Source organism: Rhodococcus sp. BS-15, from assembly GCF_000813105.1.
GTDB lineage: Bacteria > Actinomycetota > Actinomycetes > Mycobacteriales > Mycobacteriaceae > Rhodococcoides.
The window spans coordinates 1-19,891 of record NZ_BAOX01000064.1; the positions used below are offsets into that span (position 1 = coordinate 1).

Sequence of the window (19,891 nt, forward strand, 5' to 3'; positions counted from 1 at the left end):
GGGACTGGTGCACGGTTAGGTGACATCTGATCTGGCTTGCCCCGGGAGGGCGGCCTGGAAGGATGACTACTGTGCCTAAGCCTTATCCGAAAGAGTTCCGTGATGATGTGGTCCGGGTTGCCCGGGATCGTGAGAGCGGTGTGACGCTCGCGCAGATCGCGAAGGACTTCGGGATCCATGAGATGACGTTGCAGAAGTGGATGCGACGCGCCGACATCGATGACGGCAACAAGCCTGGGATGACGTCGGGGCAGTCGGCGGAGTTGCGGGAGGCCAACAAGCGAATCCGGTTGTTGGAGCAGGAGAATGAGGTCCTGCGCCGGGCCGCGGCGTATCTGTCGCAGGCGAACCTGCCGGGAAAAGGTTCTACCCGCTCGTGAAGGAGCTCGCCGCCGACGGAATCCCCGTCGCGGTGACGTGCCGGGTACTCAAGCTCGCCAGACAGCCCTACTACCGGTGGCTCAAGGAGGCGGTCACCACCGCCGATCGGGTCGCGGCCGCGCGGGCGAACGCCCTGTTCGATGCGCACTGCGAGGACCCGGAGTTCGGGTACCGGTTCCTCGCCGACGAAGCCGAACACGCTGGTCAGGCGATGAGCGCGAGGACGGCGTGGCGGATCTGCTGCGCCAACGGCTGGTGGTCGAGCTTCGGTAAGAAACGTGGGAAGAACGGTAAGAAGCCGGGGCCGCCGGTGCACGATGACCTGGTTGAACGCGACTTCACCGCCGACTCCCCGAACCAATTGTGGTTGACCGATATCACCGAGCACTGGACCGACGAAGGCAAGCTCTACCTCTGCGCGATCAAGGATGCCTGCTCGGGGCGGATCGTCGGCTACAGCATCGATGACCGCATGCAATCCCGTCTCGCCGTTGCTGCGCTCAACCATGCGGTCGCCCGCCGAGACGGCGATGTTGCTGGTTGTATTGTCCACTCGGACAGGGGTTCTCAGTTCCGGTCGCGGAAGTTCGTGTCCGCACTCAATCGGCACGGCCTGGTCGGATCGATGGGCCGCGTCGGCGCCGCCGGCGACAATGCAGCGATGGAATCGTTCTTCGCGCTGCTGCAACGCAACGTCCTCGACCGGCAGCGGTGGGCCACCCGCGAGCAGCTGCGGATCGCGATCGTCACCTGGATCGAACGGACCTACCACCGCCGACGCCGTCAGGTCCGCCTCGGCCGGTTGACGCCCGTCGAATACGAGACGATCATCAACACAGCCGCCTCAGCGGCATGACACCGACACTGTCACCCGATCGTGCAGCAGTCCCTGGCTCATTGCGTTGTCTGGTTAAGGTTCGACAACGCATGCTTGCCGGAGCAGGAGTTGGCATATGGGCAGGTCACCTTCTATTGGGGGACATGGCTTGCCGCGCACGTGGGGGCGTCGCCGTGGTGGGAACACAACGCGAATTTCTCTGTGGTTCCCGTCGAAATGATCAAACCGATGGAGTACCGGTTCGGTTTCGACCGTGAAGAGGTGCCAGACGTCGAGGACAGCACGACGGTAACGTATGCCCGAGTCGACCTCGGACTGTTCGCGACAGACAGAGCAGAAGAAGCCGCTCGAAATCTGGTGCGTGACATCATCGAAGCCAACCATCCGATCGACGACGGTTGGAAGATGTTCCACAGCTCCATCCTTGTCAAGAACGGGAACCGCTACCAGGGGTGGGGGCATGACTACTCCCGCAGCCACTATATGAAAGCGAACGACGACATGGGGACATCCTTGATGTTGATGTCGATGTCGTCGCTCTCGCACACCATCGCTCCGGACTCTTCGCCCATGCTCAGAAGTGCGCTGTCGATGCGAGCGGACCTAAACCGGGCCCGGAAGGACGACCCTGTGGTCAGAGTGATGGCCTCGGTGCGAGCGATCGAGCACGCCAATGCTTGGAGCAACGGCGGGCAAGATCAATGGTTCGACTTCGCCAGTACATTCCTCGCCCATCGATACGCACGGATCCATGCAGTAGATGCCCTCGGTCACGTAGTCCAGCAGGCACTGCACGACGTGCCCGACCCCAGACCAGGCCATGGTCATTCCGCGGAACGTCAACTGCGGCGGATTCGCGAGGAGTTGACTAGGCACGTGTGGCCGGCGAGGGAAGAGACTAACCGTCAAAAGGCGATCAACTATTTGCCGCAGTTGGCTGATTTGTTCGTCGATCACCCGTTGGGGAGGATGCTTCGCGAGATGAACATCGCCTTCTCTTCAGGAACAGCAGCGGAGAAATTTCTGCAAGACGTTGTCACGGATTTCGCGATTCTCTTGAGCCGTCTCCGTCGACAACGCAATTGCGCAATTCATGGCGGGCCGTCGTCCTTCGGTGCCTCGGAGTCGGTGGCCAGATTTGCATTCGATCTTGGCCACCAAGCTGTCAATGCAATTATTGACGCCGTTTTGGAGAATCGACCGGTTTCGGATCATTTCGTTGACATGCGGGATGACGCCCGGCTTCGTTTCGATGATGTCGGAATACGTGGTGACCTTGCGAGGCTCTTCGTGCCATCGCCTGGACCGCCGGTACCGCCCAACCGGTGTTAATGAAGCGTGGATTTAATTGCCATAGAGGCAGAGTATAAGCTCCAATCGGCCTTTGCAGGGTTTTCCACTCTTGGCTGCCGGCCGTGATCAAGGCGCAGCGTGCAGTCCGCTTAACGGCATCGACCAAAGATCCCGCGAAAACCAACCGTGAATGGGGACCGATCCACAATGACCCAGGCGTCGACAACCAACGATCAAGATAGGCCGACCTTAGCCAACTTTGCCTGGCTGCTCGGATTGCTCCCTGTCGTCTACGCGGGTTCCAGAATCCTTGTTGTTTCTCGGGGAAACACTGAGACAATGCGAGCACTCGTCCAGGACCTCGACGTGACAGCCCTTGTTCTGGCAACGCTCCTCCCCGTTTGGTCAACAGTAGCTCTTTGGTGGTTCATTTCCTGGGCAGCCAATGTCAGCAACAGAAACAAAAAGAAACTAGATATCCGTCCAGGCGCGACATCGGGATATTTATTTCTCCCGGCAATCGTCGTCTTAGTTCTGACGCTGGCAACAATGCCAGCCGCGTATCTTATCGGTAATTTCGCATTTCTTTTGGTATTAGTGGTCTGTGGTTCTATTGCGAGGCTGACTGGGAATCAGCGGGTGAAGGCCGCTGCTGCGGCATCTGTAGCGCTTTCTTTGATAGTCGCTCTGACAGGCGTTGTGGTCCTGTTGGTGCTGGGGTTCGGGCAGACTAATTGGCTTCCGAGAGAAAATGTGACAGTGGCGGGAAATCCTCCGACACCTGGGTACGTTGTGTCGTCGGACGTTAGGTGGACACGAATTCTTGATGAGGACGGCACGATCGAGGTGGTGCCGTCAGCGGACGTGACGGCGCGTCAGTCGATCGACGAGCAGGTCACTTGGTCCGACCGTCCGTTACTCGACACGGACACCAACCCCTCGCTCGTCGTCATTACAGTGGTGTTCGCGGGCCTTGTCATTCTCCTGGCCATGGCGTCTGTCGCCGTAATCAGAGAGGTTCAAGCGCAGAGGCGTCCGCGCTCTGGCTAGGTTTGCTGCAAGCTGAGCCGTAACGTCCATCGTCATGGAGGCGAACGAATGCTCAGGACCATGCTGCGGCTGTGACGCTGCCTGCGCCCTTGTGCTCGTCCAGGAATCGCGAAGCGCCAGGCAGTAGAATAGGAACGGACTCAAGGAGGTGTCGGATGTCGATACGACGACCGTCGGGTGATCGTGCGCGGGCGATCGATGCCGCCCGCACCAACAGCGCTCTCGAGGGTGCCCGCAGTACCGACGCGACCCGTGCGGACCAGGATGCCTATGTTCGCGGCGAGATCGACATAGCCGAGCTCGGGCATCGGGTGCGCAGCCGGTACAACCTTTCCTGATCAGGATGGCCTCGCGGTGGATGACGCACCCCCATGGGATACCGGCGATTACGACCTTAATTGGGCCGGGTATTTCATTCCGGGCTCTTCTGTGCTGCGTAACCGCGTGGGAGCGACAACGAGGGAAGCATTGGCCGCTGCCGAGAACGATCTCGTTGAAGTGCGGGTAGCCGAACTGCGGAACAACCCCATCGCCGTGATGCGAACGTACGACCTTGATCACTGGAAGGCGTTGCATAAGTATCTGTTTCAAGATGTGTACCTGTGGGCCGGTGAACTGCGGACGGTAGGTATCGAGAAAGAAAATGAGTCCTTCATGACGCCGGGCGACATTGGGCGGCCGGTTGCCTACATCGCTGAGCAGATCGCCGAGACGAAGCAGCTTCGTTCGATCTCGAACGCAGACCTACCCGGCCGTCTCGCGGAGATGTACGACTTCGTGAATTTTGCCCATCCTTCCGGGAGGGAAACGGCCGCACGCAAAGAGAGTTCTTCGATCAGTTGTTGTCCGAGTCGGGGCGTGGTACGGCGTGGGATGCGATCGAGCTGACTGAACTGCACCGCGCATGCCATCTTGCGCGGGCCGAGCAGAACATTCAACCGCTCCGAACGATGTTCGCGAAGATCGTCGACGACGATCCGGCCTACCGTTTCGGCCGTGATATTTCGTGAACGGCGGTCATCTGTATTGGTCTAGCTACGGATCGCAGTCCACGGCAGTGGGCACTGCATGGGCAAGTTTTGTTCGCTGTGACGTATCTGGGAGCGGATCGTCGTCCCGATTTTGGGGGTGCCAAGAACGTCGAGGGAGCTCATCACTTTGAAACGTGGTGGAGTCGAATGTCCACGGCGGTCCGTTTAGACGTTGCAGGATCTGACGGGACGCCGGTGGACTGGGAATGGGTCACCGGAGGTCATCTCTTACTCATCACTTTGGGGCGAACTCGCATGGACACGGACGGATACAGGTGGTCACTCGAGTCGCCGAACACCCAGCTCAGTGGGTCAATGATGGACGCGAGTGCATCCACTTGAATTGTTATCTCTTGTACAGCGGGTCCGGGGTTCGAATCCCTGATGGCGCACACCGAGTGCCCCTGAACAGCATGATTGCTGGTCAGGGGCACTTTTTGTTGTCCGGGTGCGTGTAGGCGACCGCAAGCTTCGCGAAAATCGACAACTCCCTGACCTGCAGGTTTTCAAGCGGCGGAGGGCGTTTCGGAGACTTGACTCCCAATCGCCGATACTGGGAGTCAAGTCCGGTGGTTCAGCCGCTGACCACTGATATCGTGCGTCAGCTTGGATGATGGAGTGCAAAGCGGACTCGCGTGGTCGCTTAACTCATTACTTACTCATCTCTTTGACCGTTGATCCCTCCGAACGGTGATGGCTTTCGTCGCACTTGTCGCACGAACCGGCAAAGCGGGTAGTGGAGGGTAGGGGGAGGAGCGAAGGGCCCTGCCGTACTCACCGGCTCATGAGACCTGCCCACCCTGCGCGCACGTTCGATGTGCTCAGGTCGTGGCAGCGTTCGACGTCGGTATCCATCAGTCGGTCATCCGGCTGCTCCGGAAGGCGATCGTTCGACGAACACATGTGTCGTGGGGGAGTACCCAGTACGCGCATCCCTGTTTCGCTCGGTCGTGGAGAACGGCTATCTCGGCTGTACTGCGCTGACCGGAGCAGGAATCCATAAGACCACCCGCTGCGCGCCCGCCAAAGCTGGTGGGCACTCTCTCCATGCCGGTTTCGTAATACATGGCACCCGTAGCGGCGCCGACGGATTTGTCTTCACCGGCAGACAGGACACACCAGCCTGGATTCCGGCGTGGTCTACAGCCGTGTACGTGCACCACTCGTAGGGAAAACCGTCGCCAACACCGGCCTGTAGTAGGGCGCGTACCTTCTCATCCAGGTCGCGCGACCCCCTCTGGGGGTGTGGTGTATTGCAGCCGTGCACTAGACGACGTTTTGTTAAGTCCACTGATGTATCTGTGCTGTACCGAAATTGGCCACGAACCCTAGCAACGCCAGGGTGGAGCGAACTGCCGGTGACGCGCTACCGTTTGCTTTGTGCCCATGACTCCGTCAGACAAGTTTCGTTTAAAGTCCCAGATACTGCAAGAACTGACCGAAAGCAACGAGTGGGATTTGCCGACGACGAATCTGCTGCTGTCAGAGTTTGGCTTACCGACCATGGAAAGCTGGGGGTCGCCGCCGCTGGACGGCCTTGTTGCGGCGTTGACTGAAGACGTCCTGACTGAGATCTACAAACTGGTCTTGGGAGCCGATAATCACGAGCTCGACGAAATGATCAATGGGTCTGACAGTGAGGTCGGCAACTGGAATCGTGGCTACGTACGCGTCTTTATCTCACACTCCGCCGAGCACAAGCCGTTCGTCGGTGGAGTGGCCGAGGAACTTGCCATCACCGGTATACACGGCTTCGTCGCCCACGACACTATGACGCCGACAGTTCCTTGGCAGGAGCAAATCGAGCAAGGGCTCCGCACTATGGAGGCGTTCGTGTTGCTGATACACCCAGAGGTGAACGACAGCTTCTGGTGCCACCAAGAAACTGGGTGGGCACTTGGACGCGGTGTCCCCTACTTAGTAATCAGAATGGGTGCAGATCCCGTCGGTTTCCCGAGTCGTTATCAATGGTCCAACGGCCGCCAAGACACCGCGAGAAATATAGCTGCAAGTATCAGTACCTGGATCGCCAGCCTTCCTCACCTGGGCGACTCTCTTGTGAACGGTCTCTTACAAGCCCTTGCCGACGTGCGAAATTACGTTGATGCTGGTGCGGCGACAGAAAGAATGGCCTCTCTCAACACTCTCACCGAAACACAGTACGAGCGCCTCGCCGAAATTTGGTGGAGCAACGACCAACTCCATGGCAGCGTCTTAGCGCACAAGGGCCTCAAACCGTTGTATGACCGCAACAACCGAGACTGGCCGCCAACCCCTCGCCCCAAACAAGGATGAAGTTGGGTGCTGAGAGTGCGGTCCCAGGCGACCTCCAGCGCGAGTCGACCGTAGTGTCGGACACGCCCGGTAGCGTCTGACTGACACCAGCTACGAAATTCGACAATTAGGAAGAATGCCCATGAGCTACCGCAACAAGACCTACGTCGCTTTCGCCAGTGAGGACATTCGGAGCTATCGGCTTATGCAAGCCTGGCACTCAAGCGACAACATCGATTTCGACTTCTACGATGCGCACGCCTTGTATGTCTCTCGCGACACCAGTCTTCCCGAGACGATACGTCGGAACCTCCGGCAGCGAATGAGCAACGCCAAGCAGATTGTCCTCTTGGGTAGCCCGGTTGGACGACGAAAGGGCAGTGACGCAACGTCCTTTCTCGCCCACGAAGTTAAGATCGCGCGGGAGTTCGATCTACCCATAGTTATCGCGAACCTCAACGGTAGCCGCACGGTCGACGAGACCGTCATCCCGCAGCCCCTTCTCGACAGCGGCCATTACACAGTCTCCGTGTCCTTTCAACCTCGTATCATCATGCACGCTCTTGATAAGTACGTCCCGGTGTATCTCGACGCTCCCAAAAAGGGTCCACACCAGTACGGTGCGCCCGTCTATAGCTCGCTCGGACTATGAGCGCGGCGCTGCGGCACGACCTTCTGACCGCCCGTTTCCTTAGACAGACCGCAACGTTCTTCTTTGCGTGGACTGGTCTTGCTTCCGTGGTCGGGCAATTGGCAGACTGGGTGTGGGGACTCGCCTCGCATAGCTGGTGGGCACCTACGGTGGCAGTTGTTGTGCTCGCGGGACTCCCTCTCGCCTTCTACCGATCATGGCCACGTCCGATCGAAGAGTCCTACGACATCCCCAGAACCCGGATTTGCATCGTCAAAGGTGACCTGTTCGCACAGGACAGCCACCTTGTGATTGGCACCTGCGACACATTCGACACTGCCATTCCCGACATTATCGAAAGAACCAGCGTCCAAGGAATCGCACTTGATCGTCTGTACAACAACAGGATCGACGAACTGGACGACGATCTAGTCAGAGCCCTTCAGGGAGCTGGCCATCCAATCGAGTCGGTCCCGAAAGACGGGAAGACCGAGCGCTACGCTCTCGGAACTGTCGCAGTGGTGGACCGTTCTACGCATAAGTTGTTCTTCGTTGCATACACAACGATGGACACCAACAACAATGCTCACGGCACCCCTGACGGCTTATGGACCAGCTTGAATTCTTTGTGGGCTAGCATCTATCAGCACTCGAACGGCCGACCGGTCAGCATGCCTGTCATCGGTGGCGGAATGTCTAGGCTTTCAAGCATCGTTCCGACACAGGATTCGATTCGTTTCACAGTACTGTCGTTCATGTTCGCATCCCGTCACAAAAAGATCTGTGACGAGCTACGAATCATTGTGCAACCAGCGGAGTACGAACGCCTCGATCGCCTTGAGCTCCAAGCCTTCCTAAGTTCACTTAAGCCGTCATGAGTACGGCTATCGAGGTACCCTCCAATTCGAGCTGTGCGTTCTGTGACTACCTCGCGGGCAGAAGGCCATTCACGATCGCTGCGCGCAACCGCCAAGTCGCAGTCCTGGTGACGCGAGAGCAACGCGGCCTCCCTCACTTACTTGTAGTGCCCACAGTTCACCGCGAGACACTTCTTGACCTCACAGACGAGGAGACTGCAGCTCTTTCGCTCGGTGTCCGAGCAGCCGCACAAGCGATTAACGACGCCTATCGCCGACCAGGAATCGCCGTCTGGCAAAACAACGGAGTACCAGCCCACCAAACGATCGCGCATGCACATTTTCACGTCGCCGGTACTCTCCCGGAAGGCGGTACCGACTGGGGTGTCATACCGGAGGCTCGAATCGGAGAAACAGACGCCATCGCTAAAGCTATAGGCCCGTACTTGTCCCTTGACTAAGCCAAGGAGAATATGGTGGGCGGTTGTGTGATCGACTATTTTCTGTCATGTCATCGCAGACACAAGGATTGATCGTGACGACTCGGCTGCAGACCGCCTCGGCGACGACCTCGACGTCGCAAGCCGACTCGTCCGGCGAAGCTAGCGTTGCCACCACCGATTCGCATCATATTCGCGATTTATCTGTGTGGCAATCCTGTTGTAGGCGCACAGGACTCGGATGTCGTACATGCGTCCCGGCTTGCGCTGACAGCGGGGGAGTGATTCGAGTGTGTCCAAGATTCGGACACTTCTTTCACCGCTTGCAGCCACACCGTTCTCGGCAGCGCATGTGGTCCTTCTGGCAGGTCCCCGAGTATCGGGGACCTGCCAATCTCGCAGACGTCTACCGGTGGGTGTGCGTAGGTCCGACTATCGGGGACCTGCCACACCCACGTCAGTATGCTTTGACGGTGCGTTAACTGCCGATTCTATCGACATTAGAACTCAATGCTGCAAAGAGCAGCGGAACTTGTGGCCGTGAGGAGAAAAATGATTGCGGACGACTCAATACACGTCAAGGTGGATGAGGAAACTCAAACAGCCCGGCTCAGGCTTTACAACAATAACGGTCTGCGTGAGGAGCACACGCTGCGTAAGGCCAACCCGGACAAACCTCTAAGAGTGGCCGTGGGCAAGCCCGGAGTTCGATCAAGCGTCTGGCGAGTTTGGGGCAGCAAAAATTCTCACGACGTCTACGCATGCATCCGAAGCAGCGCTGGCGTGATCAAGTACAGCTTTCATCAGAGTGGCGAGTGGATTCATCATCTTGTGAACCCCGATCATCCAAAGGCGAAGTTCGTGACCCTTCCTAGTCCCGACAGTAAGAGCTCGACACTTGGTCACGCCCTGAACCGTTCTATAAAGGGTGGACACACATGTTGTCCATATTTGTTCCGTTAGAGGACTTGCCGGTGGTCCCTGGCGACGACACTAATCCGAAAGGGGTTCGATGGATCGACCACGGCGACATGAAGACGGATGCGATTGAGATCCGGCTGCTCCTCGCTTCAGGACAAGGTCCAGCGCTTCACCTCGACGGGCACCACCGAGGAGCGACGCGCAGTGCTGTCGTGGACGGTTTCGTCCTGACTAACGGTGAGGTGGTGATCGTCACCGCAACGGAAATACCGCTTAGGTCTGAGCAGCTGCGGCAACTGGCGGCGAGGCGTGAGGAGCAACGGACCGCTGTCAGCGAAGAATTCAGCCTGGCGCCGAGTCTGGGGCCGAGGTTCGCGGTGCCAATGGTCGATTACGCGGGTAACCGCTGCATTTGGGATATGGCATTCACCTTGGAATAACCATGGTCATTAAATTTCGACACGGCGGAGGCGCGAAGCGAAAGCTGGTCGCGCTGTCAGCGCCGGAATTACCTTGGTGATCGCCTGGGAGAACGATTGGAAAGATCGACGTTAGGACGTCGAGAACGCACTGACGGCAATTGTTTTCGGTGAACCCGGACCTCTCTGGATGGGATGCGCAGGATAGTGCGGCTCGAACCTAAAGCTATCCAAGGCTTTTTACCGCAGCACTCAACGTCTCGGTAGATGGGCGTGCACATTCCGTTTTGGCTTGCATAGCCGCTAGCGGTCGCTTCCGAAAGGGCACGCACCGGTTTGCAGTTCTCAGGGGGCTTCAACACAAAGCCGACAGCCTGCAAGGCGGAGGGCTTCTTGGGTTGTATGAGATCTATCGTTGCGTCTGGTCTGGGTCAGGATCCATCCTGTCAAGCTATGGCAGACGTTCTTGATGGCGTACCATGATTGACTGATCATGAGAGCTCCCTTCGTTGTTTCCTGCTGACCGGTCCGGTTTGGGGTTACGTGCCAACCGACAATTGCATCCAGTGCGGGGAAAATGACGAATACTACAAGAACGCTGCACGCTGCCAAAGCCTGAAGCACCGAATCGAACGGTGCCCCGGACCCGTACCACACGCAACGAGCGTTCAACGCTGTAAAGTTGTGGTGGAGCAGATCTGGTTGCCCTACCTGGGTAGCCGAACTGCGCAAAAACCCGGTGCCGTGATGCGACCGTACGACCTGCATCACTTGAAGGCGTTGCGCCAGTATCTGTTTTAGGATTTTTACCCGTGTGCCGGTGAACTGCGGACGGTAGATAGGTAGGTAGATAGGTATATAGGTATCGAGAAGGAGTTGAGTCCTTCATGACGACGGGCGACATTGGGCGTCCGGTCGCCTATGTCGCTGTGCAGATCGTCCAGACGAATCAGCTCCGTTCAATCTCGAACGCAGACCTATCCGGTCGCCCCGCGGAGATGTATGACTTCGTCATTTTTGCTCATCTCTGTCGGTAGGGAAACGGACGCACGTAGAGAGAGTTCTTCGATTGGTTGTCGTCCGAGTCAGGGCGTGGTCCGGCGTGGAATGCGATAGTGCTGACTGGACTGCACCGCGCATGCCATCTTGCGCCGGCAAAGCAGATACAGAACCGTCCAAACGATGTTTCTTGAAGATCGTCGACGATGATGATCTGGCGTACCTTTTCAGCCGTGATGTTTCGTGAACGGAGGCTATGGGCGCAGGCGCCGAATCAAACGCAACGCTGTCCGTGTTCAAGGCCGTCGCGCGGACAAGTTCTATTCTGTGAGGCGTGTCCGCAGCGTATCCTTGGCCCCATGCTGGGGGTTCCAAGCACTTCGAGGGAGCTCATCACTATGAAGCTTGGTGGAGTCTATTGTCCATGGCAGTCCGTTTAGACGATGGCGGACTGTACGGGACGCCGGTGGACCGAAATGCAGCCGTAGGTGGTCATCGTTTACTCATCACTTTGGGGCGAACTCGGGTGGATTCACACGGATGCCGATGGTCACTCGATTCGCCGAACATCCAGCTCAGCGGGCCGATGGTGGACGTGAGTGTATCCACTTGAATTGTCATCTCTTGTACAGCGGGTCCGGGGTTCGAATCCCTGATGGCGCACAACGAGTGCCCCTGAACAGCATAATTGCTGCTCAGGGGCACTTTTTGTTGTCCGGGTATGTCTGGGCATCCGTAAGCGTCGCAGAAATGAGCAAGTCTGTGACCTGCGGATTCGTAAGTGGCTTAGGGCGTTTCGGAGACTTGACTCTTAATCGCGAATACAGGGAGTCAAGTTTCGGCAGTCATGCCGCTGACCTGCGAGTTGTGTGCCGGATTCGCACCGCAGGGAAGCTGATGGACGTCTGTGGATGCTCGAGTCATCACTTACTCATCTTTTTGAACCTCGCAATCGAACGCAAGTGAACCGTGCAAGGGCGACTCACCCAGGTGGACCTACAGCCCATTCGGACTACTCCCACCGATCCCTCCACGTGCGAGTGCGACGGAGTGAACCCGCCCGCGCCCGGACTTTGATTCGCCTGCCACCACCAAGGCAGCAGCGCGGCAACTGACGAGGGCGAGCTGACCACGACGACTCGGGCCGTGCTTGTGGAGAAATGGCGGGGCGTTTTTACTGGCGTTCGGTGACCCCGCTCCCGTCGGCTTCGTCTGGCGGTCCTCCTAGTTCGCGGGTTTTCATATGTGGTTGCAAGAAGTAGAGGGTCGAGTCCTCGAACAATTCATCTACGACGGTGTCTCGTTGGCCGACGCGAACGCGATGCGTCGCTTACCGCCGGTGCACCGAGATCTGTTCGACAACTTCGTGTTTGCCGCCACGGCCGTAGCGGTGGGGGAGAGCGACTGGAGCAGATTTCCCATCGCTTGCTTGGGCTACATGTCGGCCGTGCACGGTGCCCTCACGTCGGTGCCGCCATTGATACCTCCCGACACCGCCGACGTGGTGGCGGACGTGCTCTCACGTTTCACACCGTTCAAGTCCGGAGATGAGCGCGTTGCGGATGGGTCGCGCATCAACGAAGGACAGTACCGACTTGCGGAGGAATTGTTCACCCGTCTCGGGGGTGTGGATCGGGCGAGCCCAACTGCTTTGCACGCCAAACGTTTCGACATGCTCATTGTTTTCACGAGTATGTCGACGGCGCGGCGCTTGTCAGCTGGGCTCAAAATTTTCCAGTCACTTCCCGCAACGCGTCCTTCTCCAGCTCGGCGTCGGCGAGCAGGCGTTTGATTCGCCTGTCTGCTCGCGAAGCTCCATGAGTTCTTTCGCGGCGTCGGTGTCCATGCCGCCGTATTGGCGACGCCAGCTGTACAACGTCACTGCCGACATTTCGAGTTCTGCCGCGATCTCCTCCTGCGTCTTGCCCGCTGCGGTGAGCTCGTCGGCCCGGCGCAGTTTGCGCACGATGTCCTCGGCAGAGTTCCGTTTCGGTCCAGCCAGGGTCTCCATCGTCCTACCCGCCCAGCTCATGGGCAACAAGACTCTAAAACAAGATGGCACCGTTCACCGGGGACACGCCAGAGTGGTTCAGGCCGTGTCTGCGGCCCGAACCACTCGGGGTTCAACGCGCGAGACCTGCGCCGCACTCTCCGGCGAAGCCCCTCACCACCACCGCGGCGTTGATCGCAATGTCCAGCCGCCAGGACTCGTGGCGAATGGTGACCGAACATTTAAGGGAAATGGCGTTCGTGAATCATTTCAGTTTTTGGATTCTTGGCCGACTTAGATTTGGATGGGCATCCAACCGCCGCCTCAGGGGTCGGCGGTACCTTGGTCGCATGTCCGATTCGATTCCGTTCAGCCCCACGATCGCGCTCCTGGCCGTCGGACGGACCTGGGAGTCCATGCTCGCCGACGCGCTCGAACAGTTGGACCTGACTACCCGAAAGTACGGGCTACTCGGACACATACAGAAGAATCCGGGTATCTCGTTCAGCGAACTCGCGCGACGCTCGCGCATCACTGTACAGAGCACACACACAGCAGTCGCGGCATTGGTCGACAAGAACCTCGTCGACGACGGCACCGCCCAACCAGGGGCGGCGTCCACATTGCAGATCACCGAGCCGGGACACGCACTGCTGGCACACGCAGCTCGAGCCCTCGGCCGTCTGGACGGGGAGTTCGCAGAACGACATCCGGAGCTGACCGAGGCGCTTCGAATCCACATGATGCAGGTGATGTCGGCTACCGACTAGAGCACCCGCGGCGACCATCAGTTAGGCTGAAGGTTATGGAATCGCTGTTACTGACCATCCACGTGGTGGCAGGCATCCTCTTCGTCGGCCCCATCGCGGTGGTCACCAGTCTCTTTCCCCGGTACGCACCGAGCATCGCCGCCCCGACCGGCCGAAGCCTGGATGTTGCTCACATGCTGCACCGCATCACCCGTGTCTACGGCCTACTGGCCATGACGGTCCCCGTGGTCGGCCTCCTCCTTGCTGCCGTCCAAGGACGAATGGGCGAAGTCTGGATCAGTGCCGCCCTGGTGCTGACCTTTCTGGCGGGAGGCCTTCTGGCACTGGTGATCTCGCCGATGCAGGGTGAGACCCTCGAATCGCCGGACGGTGGCGTGCGGCTGCGACGAATCGGGATGACCACCGGACTGTTCAACGTCCTGTGGGTGAGCGTCGTCGTATTGATGATCGTACGACCCGGATCCAGTGGCGCATGAGCTTTCGACAATACCTCAGGCGTCCACCGGCGATCTCGGCACCAGAGGCCGTCCGCCTCCTCGACAGCGGCGTATTGGTCGTCGATGTACGACGCCAGTTCGAGTGGAACCGAATCCACATACCAGGCGCGGTACACGCACCGGGACTGCCCCTGGTTCGGTTGACATCTGATCTGTGAGGATCGCTCCTCACGGTGGAAGGATGTTCCCCATGCCGAAAGCATTTCCCGAGGAGTTCCGCCGCGACGTCATCGCCGTCGCACGCAAAGGCGAGGCCCCCTGCGCCAGACCGCGAAGGACTTCGGAATCTCCGAAGGCTGCCTACACCGCTGGCTCAAGATCGCTGACCGAGACGACCGCGCCAGCACCGCAACCTCCAGCTCGGACGAATCCGCGGAGCTCCGAGAAGCCCGAAAGCGGATCAAACTCCTCGAGCAAGAAGCCGAGTTCATGCGCCGCGCAGTTGCCTACCTCTCCCGGGACGTCAACCCAAAATGATCTTCCCCCGGCAAGCGGGAGGTGCCCCCACCGCTGGTCCTCGACCTTGCTGCCGACGGAGTCCCCGTCACAGTGACCTGCCGGGTTCTCGGATTCTCCACCCAAGCATTCTACAAATGGAAGAAACAGCCAGTAACGCAACGTGATTGGGACGACGCGCATCCGATCAATATCGCCCGCGACATCCACACCGACGACCCAGCATTCGGCTACCGCTTCATCGCAGACGAGCTACCCGATCGCGGCGTCACTGCCAGCGAGAACAGGGTCGCGCGGTTGTGCTCACAGGAACGAATCTGGTAGGTGTTCTCGAAAAAGCGCGGGCTGAACAGGAAAGCCGGCCCGCCTGTCCACGACGACCTCGTCGACCGCCAATTCGCCGCACAGGAACGCAACCAGATCTGGCTGACAGACATCACCGAGCATCGCACCGCCGAGGGCAAGCTCTATCTCTGCGCCATCAAGGATGTCTACTCGAACAAGATCGTCGGTTACTCGATCGACTCCCGGATGAAGGCCTCGCTCGCGGTTGCCGCCCTACGAAATGCAGTCGCACAACGAGACCCGGTCGGGACCATTATCCATTCCGATCGCGAAAGTTCGTACATGAACTGTCCTGCAACGGATTACAAGGATCAATGGGACGCGTAGGGGCATGTGGAGACAACGCCGCGATGGAATCTTTCTTCGCCCTTCCGCAGAAGAACGTCCTCGACCGACAATGCTGGTCGACGCGCGAGCAACTGCGGCTGGCAATCGTGACGTGGATCGAGAAGACGTACCACAGAAAGCGCCGCCAACGACGACTCGGCAAACTCACCCCCATCGAGTTTGAGACAATCAACCAGACCGCACACGCGGCCTGAATCACTCAAACCCGACAGTCAACTGAACTCGGGGCAGTCCCGAGTGCTTCGGCCTGCCTGTCGACGAGTCTCGAGCGCGGTTGCGCCGCATCTCGACTCGTGGGACCACATCCGGCCTGAAATCCGATCTGCTTCGGCGTCTCCTCTGAGGTACGCGGCTACCCGATGAGTGATAGGTGGCGATACTGACTGTCCCGTACTGCAGATCTCGTCGTCGGCGACTCGGGTTGGCTGAAGAGGGTTCGCCGAGCGGTCTTCCTTGGCGGTGCGAAGGTCGATCTGCTTCAATACCCACATGCCTGATACGCGCGGTAACACAAAAATTGGACTAGAAATTGGTGACACCGTCCAAGTGCGTCGAGGTGATGTCTTCGTCGCTGGGACAATTGTCGAGGACTACGCGGAATTTTCGGGCCTCGGAAAAGGGCTGGGCCGCACCTGGGCGCATCCGCATCGTTGGGCAATCGCGCTCTCTACCGGTGTGCTGGTCTTCGTAGACGACGGTGATCTCGGGGCCGAGGAGGCCGAAAGCGAATGACGACGGGTCGGCACAGGCGGTGCGTCGAGGTAAGTGCATTTCTTTGCCTTCGGTGAGAGATGGAACTACCGTGACCGCCTGTGAGCAGCGTGAGCTGGTCGGACTCGGAGCTCGTTCCGCATACAACCGACGGATTGGGAAACCGTAGGTCTTGTGATCCATCCCACTGAGAAGTCGGAGTCGACCCCCATGGATCTGCCGGACAATCGAAGTGCCCGACGCCGTCCGATTTTTGGAGGAGCAGTTTTGACGCCGGTTCTCGTCATGCCTTGGGGTACTCCTGTACAGAGCGAGCAGCCATGATCGGCGCGTCTGTATTGGCCGGGACGGCAAGTGCAGTACTCATGATCGGTGCGTACGTCATAGGAGATCTCTATGCCCGTCGGCCCGGGCATCAACGCTTGCACACCATCTCCGTTGCGTTGGCAGGATCTTCGGCTGCAGCCGCCGTCATTTTCGCCATCACTGTCGATGACATCCTCGTTATCGCTGGAACACTGGCCTTCGTCACGCTGGCTATGCGCACCCTCAACCGTTCTCTCCTGGAAGTCGATTCAGGTCGGCCGCCTGGTTCGAGCGTGAAAGGCAATGATTCGAGTGCCTTCTCGTCGACCACGGAGGCGTCGAGGCGCGACGACCTGTGAGTGCACCGAAGCTCGTCGCACGCTGGTCGGCGTCGGGACATCGCGCTGTAAGCAACGGCGTGAGCGTCTGCCTGTGGTGAGAAGTCGGTGTCTACTCGCCGTTCGGCAGCGCGTTCTGGGATACTCAGGGTCGGGTCGGCATCCATTCCAGTCGCAGATCGGGAGCCGACATTCGGCACCGACCCCGGCATTGACGTCAGTGGGTGCGGGATACTCACTTGATGGTGTTCGTCCGACCGAGAACTGCGGCTGATCTTCCAGGGTGTATCGAGGCGCTGAGCTAGGTCCACGAATCCGATGACTATCCGCATCGTTGGCCGAACGATCCGGCGGAGTGGTTGACGCCCGAGAACATGACAGCTGCGTGGGTCGCCGAGTACGAGCACCGCATCGTCGGACACGTCGTCGTTGTCGACCGGCTCGGTGCACTCTGGGTGTCCCGACTCTTCGTACGACCGGAACACCGGGGCTCACTCGTCGGAGATTCGCTGTTACGGCAGGCGCGGATAGCAGGTGCGTCGATGCTCGACGTCATCGAGCATTCCAACAAGGCAATCGAACTGTACGAACGCACCGGCTGGACGCTGGTCGACAGGCGTCCGGCAGAGTGGACCATGTCAGACGGCCATAGGCCAGTGGAGCGAATTTACCGCGCAGATCCGCAGTCGAGCGAGCTCAGGTAACCGGCTCGAACACGCCGGTGATCGGCTTTCCGATGCCGCGGATCTGCCGAACGTGCAGACTCTCGGAGAACCGGAAGTTAAAGTCCGGACACAATCCAAGGGAGATCGAAGCAGTGCGCAGTATGAAGGTTCTACTCGGTGTCTTCGGCTTCGGCGTCGGCCTTGTTGCCACCCTGGTGATTGCACTCTTCTCCAGTGCGCCGTCGAGATCGACGTATGCGCTTGTCGATGGTGGCAGCTCGAACCCGCTCAACTTCATGGAGACGCCGAGCTACTTCATCATCGGAATTCCACTGATCTGCGCGCTGCTGGGATGGATCACCGCGTATGTCCTGATCAAGCGAGGGTGGGAACTCTCGCGCACGGTGAAGTGAAGTCGGGTGCGGCGAAACTCGAGCTGCACCGAATTGGATACCCGACAACGGATGCACCGACCGACATCGACACTCTTCAACGACGAATCGTCGAACTCGAGCAACAGGCCATCACCGTCGGGCGACAACTTCTCTATGTCTCAATTCGGTTGAACCGAAATGTTTTTCGAATAATTTGTCATGTCCGCCCTGCAACGCCCAGCACTCTGCGCGAGACGCCGATAACCCGCCACTCAGGCGACTCGAAGAACGACTATGCCGGGACCATGGTCGACGAGGGTATCGAAATAACCGCCCCTCGATGCAGCAGTGATACTCCCTACGGATTCATGAGTCCATGCTCGTTGTCGCTTCTGCGGCGAAATGTGCGAAGCCCGGTCAGGATTGCGGTCGCAGCAAACAGGCAAGTAGCCACCCAGGACCAGACCGGAAACTCACCGCCCTGAGTTCGAGACACCGACACAACGGCCCACAGCAACGCCAGCGCCGACCAGAAGAAAACCCACCTTTTCCCGCTCGGAAAATTCACCGTCAAATCCTCGCATTCCACAGGGAACTCGTGCACCGGAAACACTGAATTGTGGTCGTTCCAGCTCTACTCATCACGGTCGGCGACAGTACAGGCCGGACAATTTCGGCACCCGGCAACGCGGTCGTCAATCTTGGCCGGTCGAATGACGGGCAGCCGAGGCCCTCCATGCCGATGGCTGTTGCCAAGACCCTCTCGAAGTTGGCGGTGAGCTCGACAGATGAGGTCACGGTCGTGCAGTGATCCACCGTCGACGGTAATCACACCGACCCGTTCGGCGTGTAACGCAGCAGTGCACACAACCGACCAACGGGAATGAAACCTACTCTGATCGCCCGCGCCCTCGCCGTGGCGGCGACCTGTTTCGGTGTTGCGCTGGTCTCGGGGCCGACCGCGTCGGCCGAGGTTGTAGACCTCGATATCCTGCCCGGGCTGAGCTTCGGACCGACCACACCCTACGGCGTCGGATGCACGTACATCGCGGTCGCACGGACCGAGCGAATGAACGAACCGCGAACCGACATCGGGGCTCTGGACCGGAACTCGATCATGCCGATCGAGGAATTCGTGTGGCAGTTCGATCCCTACTTCAGTGTGCCCGCCATTCTCGGCCACAAAGTCACCCTGTGGACGCCCCTCACAGCCGGCGAGCACTCACTCATGCGTACCAAACCTCGGCCGGCGGTCCCGTCGCGACAGTGACAGTCAATCCAGCGACGTCTCTTGGGCCGATCTGCTTGGTAGCGCCCTGAAGTCGACAGCAGCCGGCGGATGGTCGTTGGCCGAGGAGTCGATGAGCGGTGAGGTCGCGGCACTGCCACGGCGGAGTCCGGAATGCGAATCTGCCCTCGGGGCCGCATAATTGCCCGCGAGATGAGACTTCCTTCCGTCACCTTCGCCCTGCTCGTGCTGGCCGTGTCCTGCGTCCTGTCGCCCGCACCCGTCTCGGCGGACCCCGCTGGCGTCGACTTCTACGACGCTCCCGTCGCCGACCTCGATGCATACGCACTCGGGGCCATCGTGCGCCGAGAACCCGTGCCGCAGCTCGACGTTCTGGGATCGCACACCGAGCGCATTCTGTACCGGTCGGCCGATCCCCGTGATCGTGTAGTCGCGGCGTCGGGGCTGCTGATCACACCGACCAGTGCGTGGACCGGTCCTGGTCCCCGGCCCGTGATCGCCTACGCGCCAGGCAGTTACGGGATCGCCGACCGCTGCTCGGGCTCGTCCGTGCAGGGAATGGCAACCACGATCCCGGCGCTGCTGCCGCTCCTGGCACAGGGATACCAGGTGGTCACGACGGACTATCAAGGACTCGGAACTCCCGGCGAGTACGAGTTCCTGGGCCGGGTTGCCGGCGCACGTGCGGTGCTGGACTCGGCCCGGGCC

General features: G+C 59.2%; 18 protein-coding genes and 4 pseudogenes. 20 read left to right on the top strand and 2 right to left on the bottom strand.

Annotation, left to right across the window (positions count from 1 at the left end; genetic code table 11):
- Positions 1-71 precede the first annotated feature (71 nt).
- From RHBS_RS10380 to RHBS_RS10425, 10 genes and pseudogenes are all read left to right on the top strand, one after another.
- A protein-coding gene (locus RHBS_RS10380; RefSeq protein WP_109860712.1) for an IS3 family transposase occupies positions 72-1,237 on the top strand; the annotation gives its coding sequence in 2 pieces (ribosomal slippage) (positions 72-356 and positions 359-1,237; 1,164 coding nt in all).
- 75 nt (positions 1,238-1,312) lie between these two features.
- Positions 1,313-2,551, top strand: coding sequence for a hypothetical protein (locus RHBS_RS10385; protein WP_128645498.1), 1,239 nt, complete (start codon positions 1,313-1,315; stop codon positions 2,549-2,551).
- A 168-nt stretch (positions 2,552-2,719) separates the two neighbouring features.
- Positions 2,720-3,562 (top strand): hypothetical protein, encoded by an 843-nt coding sequence (locus RHBS_RS10390; protein WP_145977501.1) that lies wholly within the window; start codon positions 2,720-2,722, stop codon positions 3,560-3,562.
- Positions 3,563-3,717: 155 nt separating this feature from the next.
- Positions 3,718-3,900, top strand: a complete 183-nt coding sequence (locus RHBS_RS10395; RefSeq protein WP_121869394.1) for an antitoxin VbhA family protein — start codon at positions 3,718-3,720, stop codon at positions 3,898-3,900.
- A 16-nt stretch (positions 3,901-3,916) separates the two neighbouring features.
- Positions 3,917-4,572, top strand: a pseudogene (locus RHBS_RS10400) (Fic/DOC family protein).
- Between the two features lie 1,407 nt (positions 4,573-5,979).
- Positions 5,980-6,888, top strand: a complete 909-nt coding sequence (locus tag RHBS_RS10405; RefSeq protein WP_121869396.1) for a toll/interleukin-1 receptor domain-containing protein — start codon at positions 5,980-5,982, stop codon at positions 6,886-6,888.
- Between the two features lie 121 nt (positions 6,889-7,009).
- Positions 7,010-7,519 carry a TIR domain-containing protein gene (locus RHBS_RS10410; RefSeq protein ID WP_121869397.1) on the top strand — a complete coding sequence of 170 codons (510 nt, stop codon included), beginning with the start codon at positions 7,010-7,012 and terminating at the stop codon, positions 7,517-7,519.
- Positions 7,516-8,376 carry a macro domain-containing protein gene (locus RHBS_RS10415; protein WP_121869398.1) on the top strand — a complete coding sequence of 287 codons (861 nt, stop codon included), beginning with the start codon at positions 7,516-7,518 and terminating at the stop codon, positions 8,374-8,376. Before RHBS_RS10410 ends, RHBS_RS10415 begins: the two co-directional genes overlap by 4 nt.
- Positions 8,373-8,816 carry an HIT family protein gene (locus tag RHBS_RS10420; protein WP_121869399.1) on the top strand — a complete coding sequence of 148 codons (444 nt, stop codon included), beginning with the start codon at positions 8,373-8,375 and terminating at the stop codon, positions 8,814-8,816. Before RHBS_RS10415 ends, RHBS_RS10420 begins: the two co-directional genes overlap by 4 nt.
- A gap of 917 nt (positions 8,817-9,733) precedes the next feature.
- Complete coding sequence (locus RHBS_RS10425; RefSeq protein ID WP_128645501.1) at positions 9,734-10,156, top strand: hypothetical protein; 423 nt, start codon at positions 9,734-9,736, stop codon at positions 10,154-10,156.
- A gap of 2,265 nt (positions 10,157-12,421) precedes the next feature.
- On the opposite strand, the gene RHBS_RS31485 is transcribed toward RHBS_RS10425, so the two are convergent.
- Both RHBS_RS31485 and RHBS_RS10430 read right to left on the bottom strand, forming a co-directional pair.
- Positions 12,422-12,556: a hypothetical protein gene (locus tag RHBS_RS31485; RefSeq protein WP_272913852.1), complete on the bottom strand. Its 135-nt coding sequence runs from the start codon at positions 12,554-12,556 to the stop codon at positions 12,422-12,424.
- A 316-nt stretch (positions 12,557-12,872) separates the two neighbouring features.
- Complete coding sequence (locus tag RHBS_RS10430; protein ID WP_121869401.1) at positions 12,873-13,166, bottom strand: transposase; 294 nt, start codon at positions 13,164-13,166, stop codon at positions 12,873-12,875.
- A 308-nt stretch (positions 13,167-13,474) separates the two neighbouring features.
- Between RHBS_RS10430 and RHBS_RS10435 the strand changes: the two genes are divergently transcribed.
- The 10 genes and pseudogenes from RHBS_RS10435 to RHBS_RS10480 form a co-directional block, all read left to right on the top strand.
- Positions 13,475-13,894, top strand: a complete 420-nt coding sequence (locus tag RHBS_RS10435; protein WP_121869402.1) for a MarR family winged helix-turn-helix transcriptional regulator — start codon at positions 13,475-13,477, stop codon at positions 13,892-13,894.
- Positions 13,895-13,929: 35 nt separating this feature from the next.
- The gene (locus RHBS_RS10440; protein ID WP_128645503.1) at positions 13,930-14,370 is read left to right on the top strand and encodes a hypothetical protein; all 441 of its coding nucleotides are present in this window, start codon (positions 13,930-13,932) and stop codon (positions 14,368-14,370) included.
- Positions 14,367-14,513 (top strand): annotated as a pseudogene (locus RHBS_RS10445) (rhodanese-like domain-containing protein); the annotation flags it as partial. The gene RHBS_RS10440 and the pseudogene RHBS_RS10445, both read left to right, overlap by 4 nt.
- A gap of 68 nt (positions 14,514-14,581) precedes the next feature.
- Positions 14,582-15,734: pseudogene (locus RHBS_RS10450) on the top strand (IS3 family transposase).
- Between the two features lie 295 nt (positions 15,735-16,029).
- Entirely contained in the window at positions 16,030-16,272 is a 243-nt protein-coding gene (locus RHBS_RS10455; RefSeq protein ID WP_121869405.1) for a hypothetical protein, read from the top strand.
- A 299-nt stretch (positions 16,273-16,571) separates the two neighbouring features.
- Entirely contained in the window at positions 16,572-16,916 is a 345-nt protein-coding gene (locus RHBS_RS10460) for a hypothetical protein (protein WP_121869406.1), read from the top strand.
- A 314-nt stretch (positions 16,917-17,230) separates the two neighbouring features.
- A pseudogene (locus RHBS_RS10465) lies at positions 17,231-17,599 on the top strand (GNAT family N-acetyltransferase); the annotation flags it as partial.
- A 113-nt stretch (positions 17,600-17,712) separates the two neighbouring features.
- Complete coding sequence (locus RHBS_RS10470; protein ID WP_128645504.1) at positions 17,713-17,973, top strand: hypothetical protein; 261 nt, start codon at positions 17,713-17,715, stop codon at positions 17,971-17,973.
- Between the two features lie 844 nt (positions 17,974-18,817).
- The gene (locus RHBS_RS10475; protein WP_237669147.1) at positions 18,818-19,204 is read left to right on the top strand and encodes a hypothetical protein; all 387 of its coding nucleotides are present in this window, start codon (positions 18,818-18,820) and stop codon (positions 19,202-19,204) included.
- Positions 19,205-19,375: 171 nt separating this feature from the next.
- A partial coding sequence (locus tag RHBS_RS10480) for a lipase family protein (protein WP_237669148.1) occupies positions 19,376-19,891 on the top strand: 516 nt, incomplete at its 3' end.

Excerpts from the sequence above, each read along its gene's own strand:
- RHBS_RS10390 (WP_145977501.1), top strand. The coding sequence starts at position 2,720 with ATGACCCAGGCGTCGACAACCAACGATCAAGATAGGCCGACCTTAGCC.
- RHBS_RS10395 (WP_121869394.1), top strand. The coding sequence starts at position 3,718 with ATGTCGATACGACGACCGTCGGGTGATCGTGCGCGGGCGATCGATGCC.
- RHBS_RS10405 (WP_121869396.1), top strand. The coding sequence starts at position 5,980 with ATGACTCCGTCAGACAAGTTTCGTTTAAAGTCCCAGATACTGCAAGAA.
- RHBS_RS10410 (WP_121869397.1), top strand. The coding sequence starts at position 7,010 with ATGAGCTACCGCAACAAGACCTACGTCGCTTTCGCCAGTGAGGACATT.
- RHBS_RS10415 (WP_121869398.1), top strand. The coding sequence starts at position 7,516 with ATGAGCGCGGCGCTGCGGCACGACCTTCTGACCGCCCGTTTCCTTAGA.
- RHBS_RS10420 (WP_121869399.1), top strand. The coding sequence starts at position 8,373 with ATGAGTACGGCTATCGAGGTACCCTCCAATTCGAGCTGTGCGTTCTGT.
- RHBS_RS10425 (WP_128645501.1), top strand. The coding sequence starts at position 9,734 with ATGTTGTCCATATTTGTTCCGTTAGAGGACTTGCCGGTGGTCCCTGGC.
- RHBS_RS31485 (WP_272913852.1), bottom strand. The coding sequence starts at position 12,556 with ATGGGAAATCTGCTCCAGTCGCTCTCCCCCACCGCTACGGCCGTGGCG.
- RHBS_RS10430 (WP_121869401.1), bottom strand. The coding sequence starts at position 13,166 with ATGAGCTGGGCGGGTAGGACGATGGAGACCCTGGCTGGACCGAAACGG.
- RHBS_RS10435 (WP_121869402.1), top strand. The coding sequence starts at position 13,475 with ATGTCCGATTCGATTCCGTTCAGCCCCACGATCGCGCTCCTGGCCGTC.
- RHBS_RS10440 (WP_128645503.1), top strand. The coding sequence starts at position 13,930 with ATGGAATCGCTGTTACTGACCATCCACGTGGTGGCAGGCATCCTCTTC.
- RHBS_RS10455 (WP_121869405.1), top strand. The coding sequence starts at position 16,030 with ATGCCTGATACGCGCGGTAACACAAAAATTGGACTAGAAATTGGTGAC.
- RHBS_RS10460 (WP_121869406.1), top strand. The coding sequence starts at position 16,572 with ATGATCGGCGCGTCTGTATTGGCCGGGACGGCAAGTGCAGTACTCATG.
- RHBS_RS10475 (WP_237669147.1), top strand. The coding sequence starts at position 18,818 with ATGAAACCTACTCTGATCGCCCGCGCCCTCGCCGTGGCGGCGACCTGT.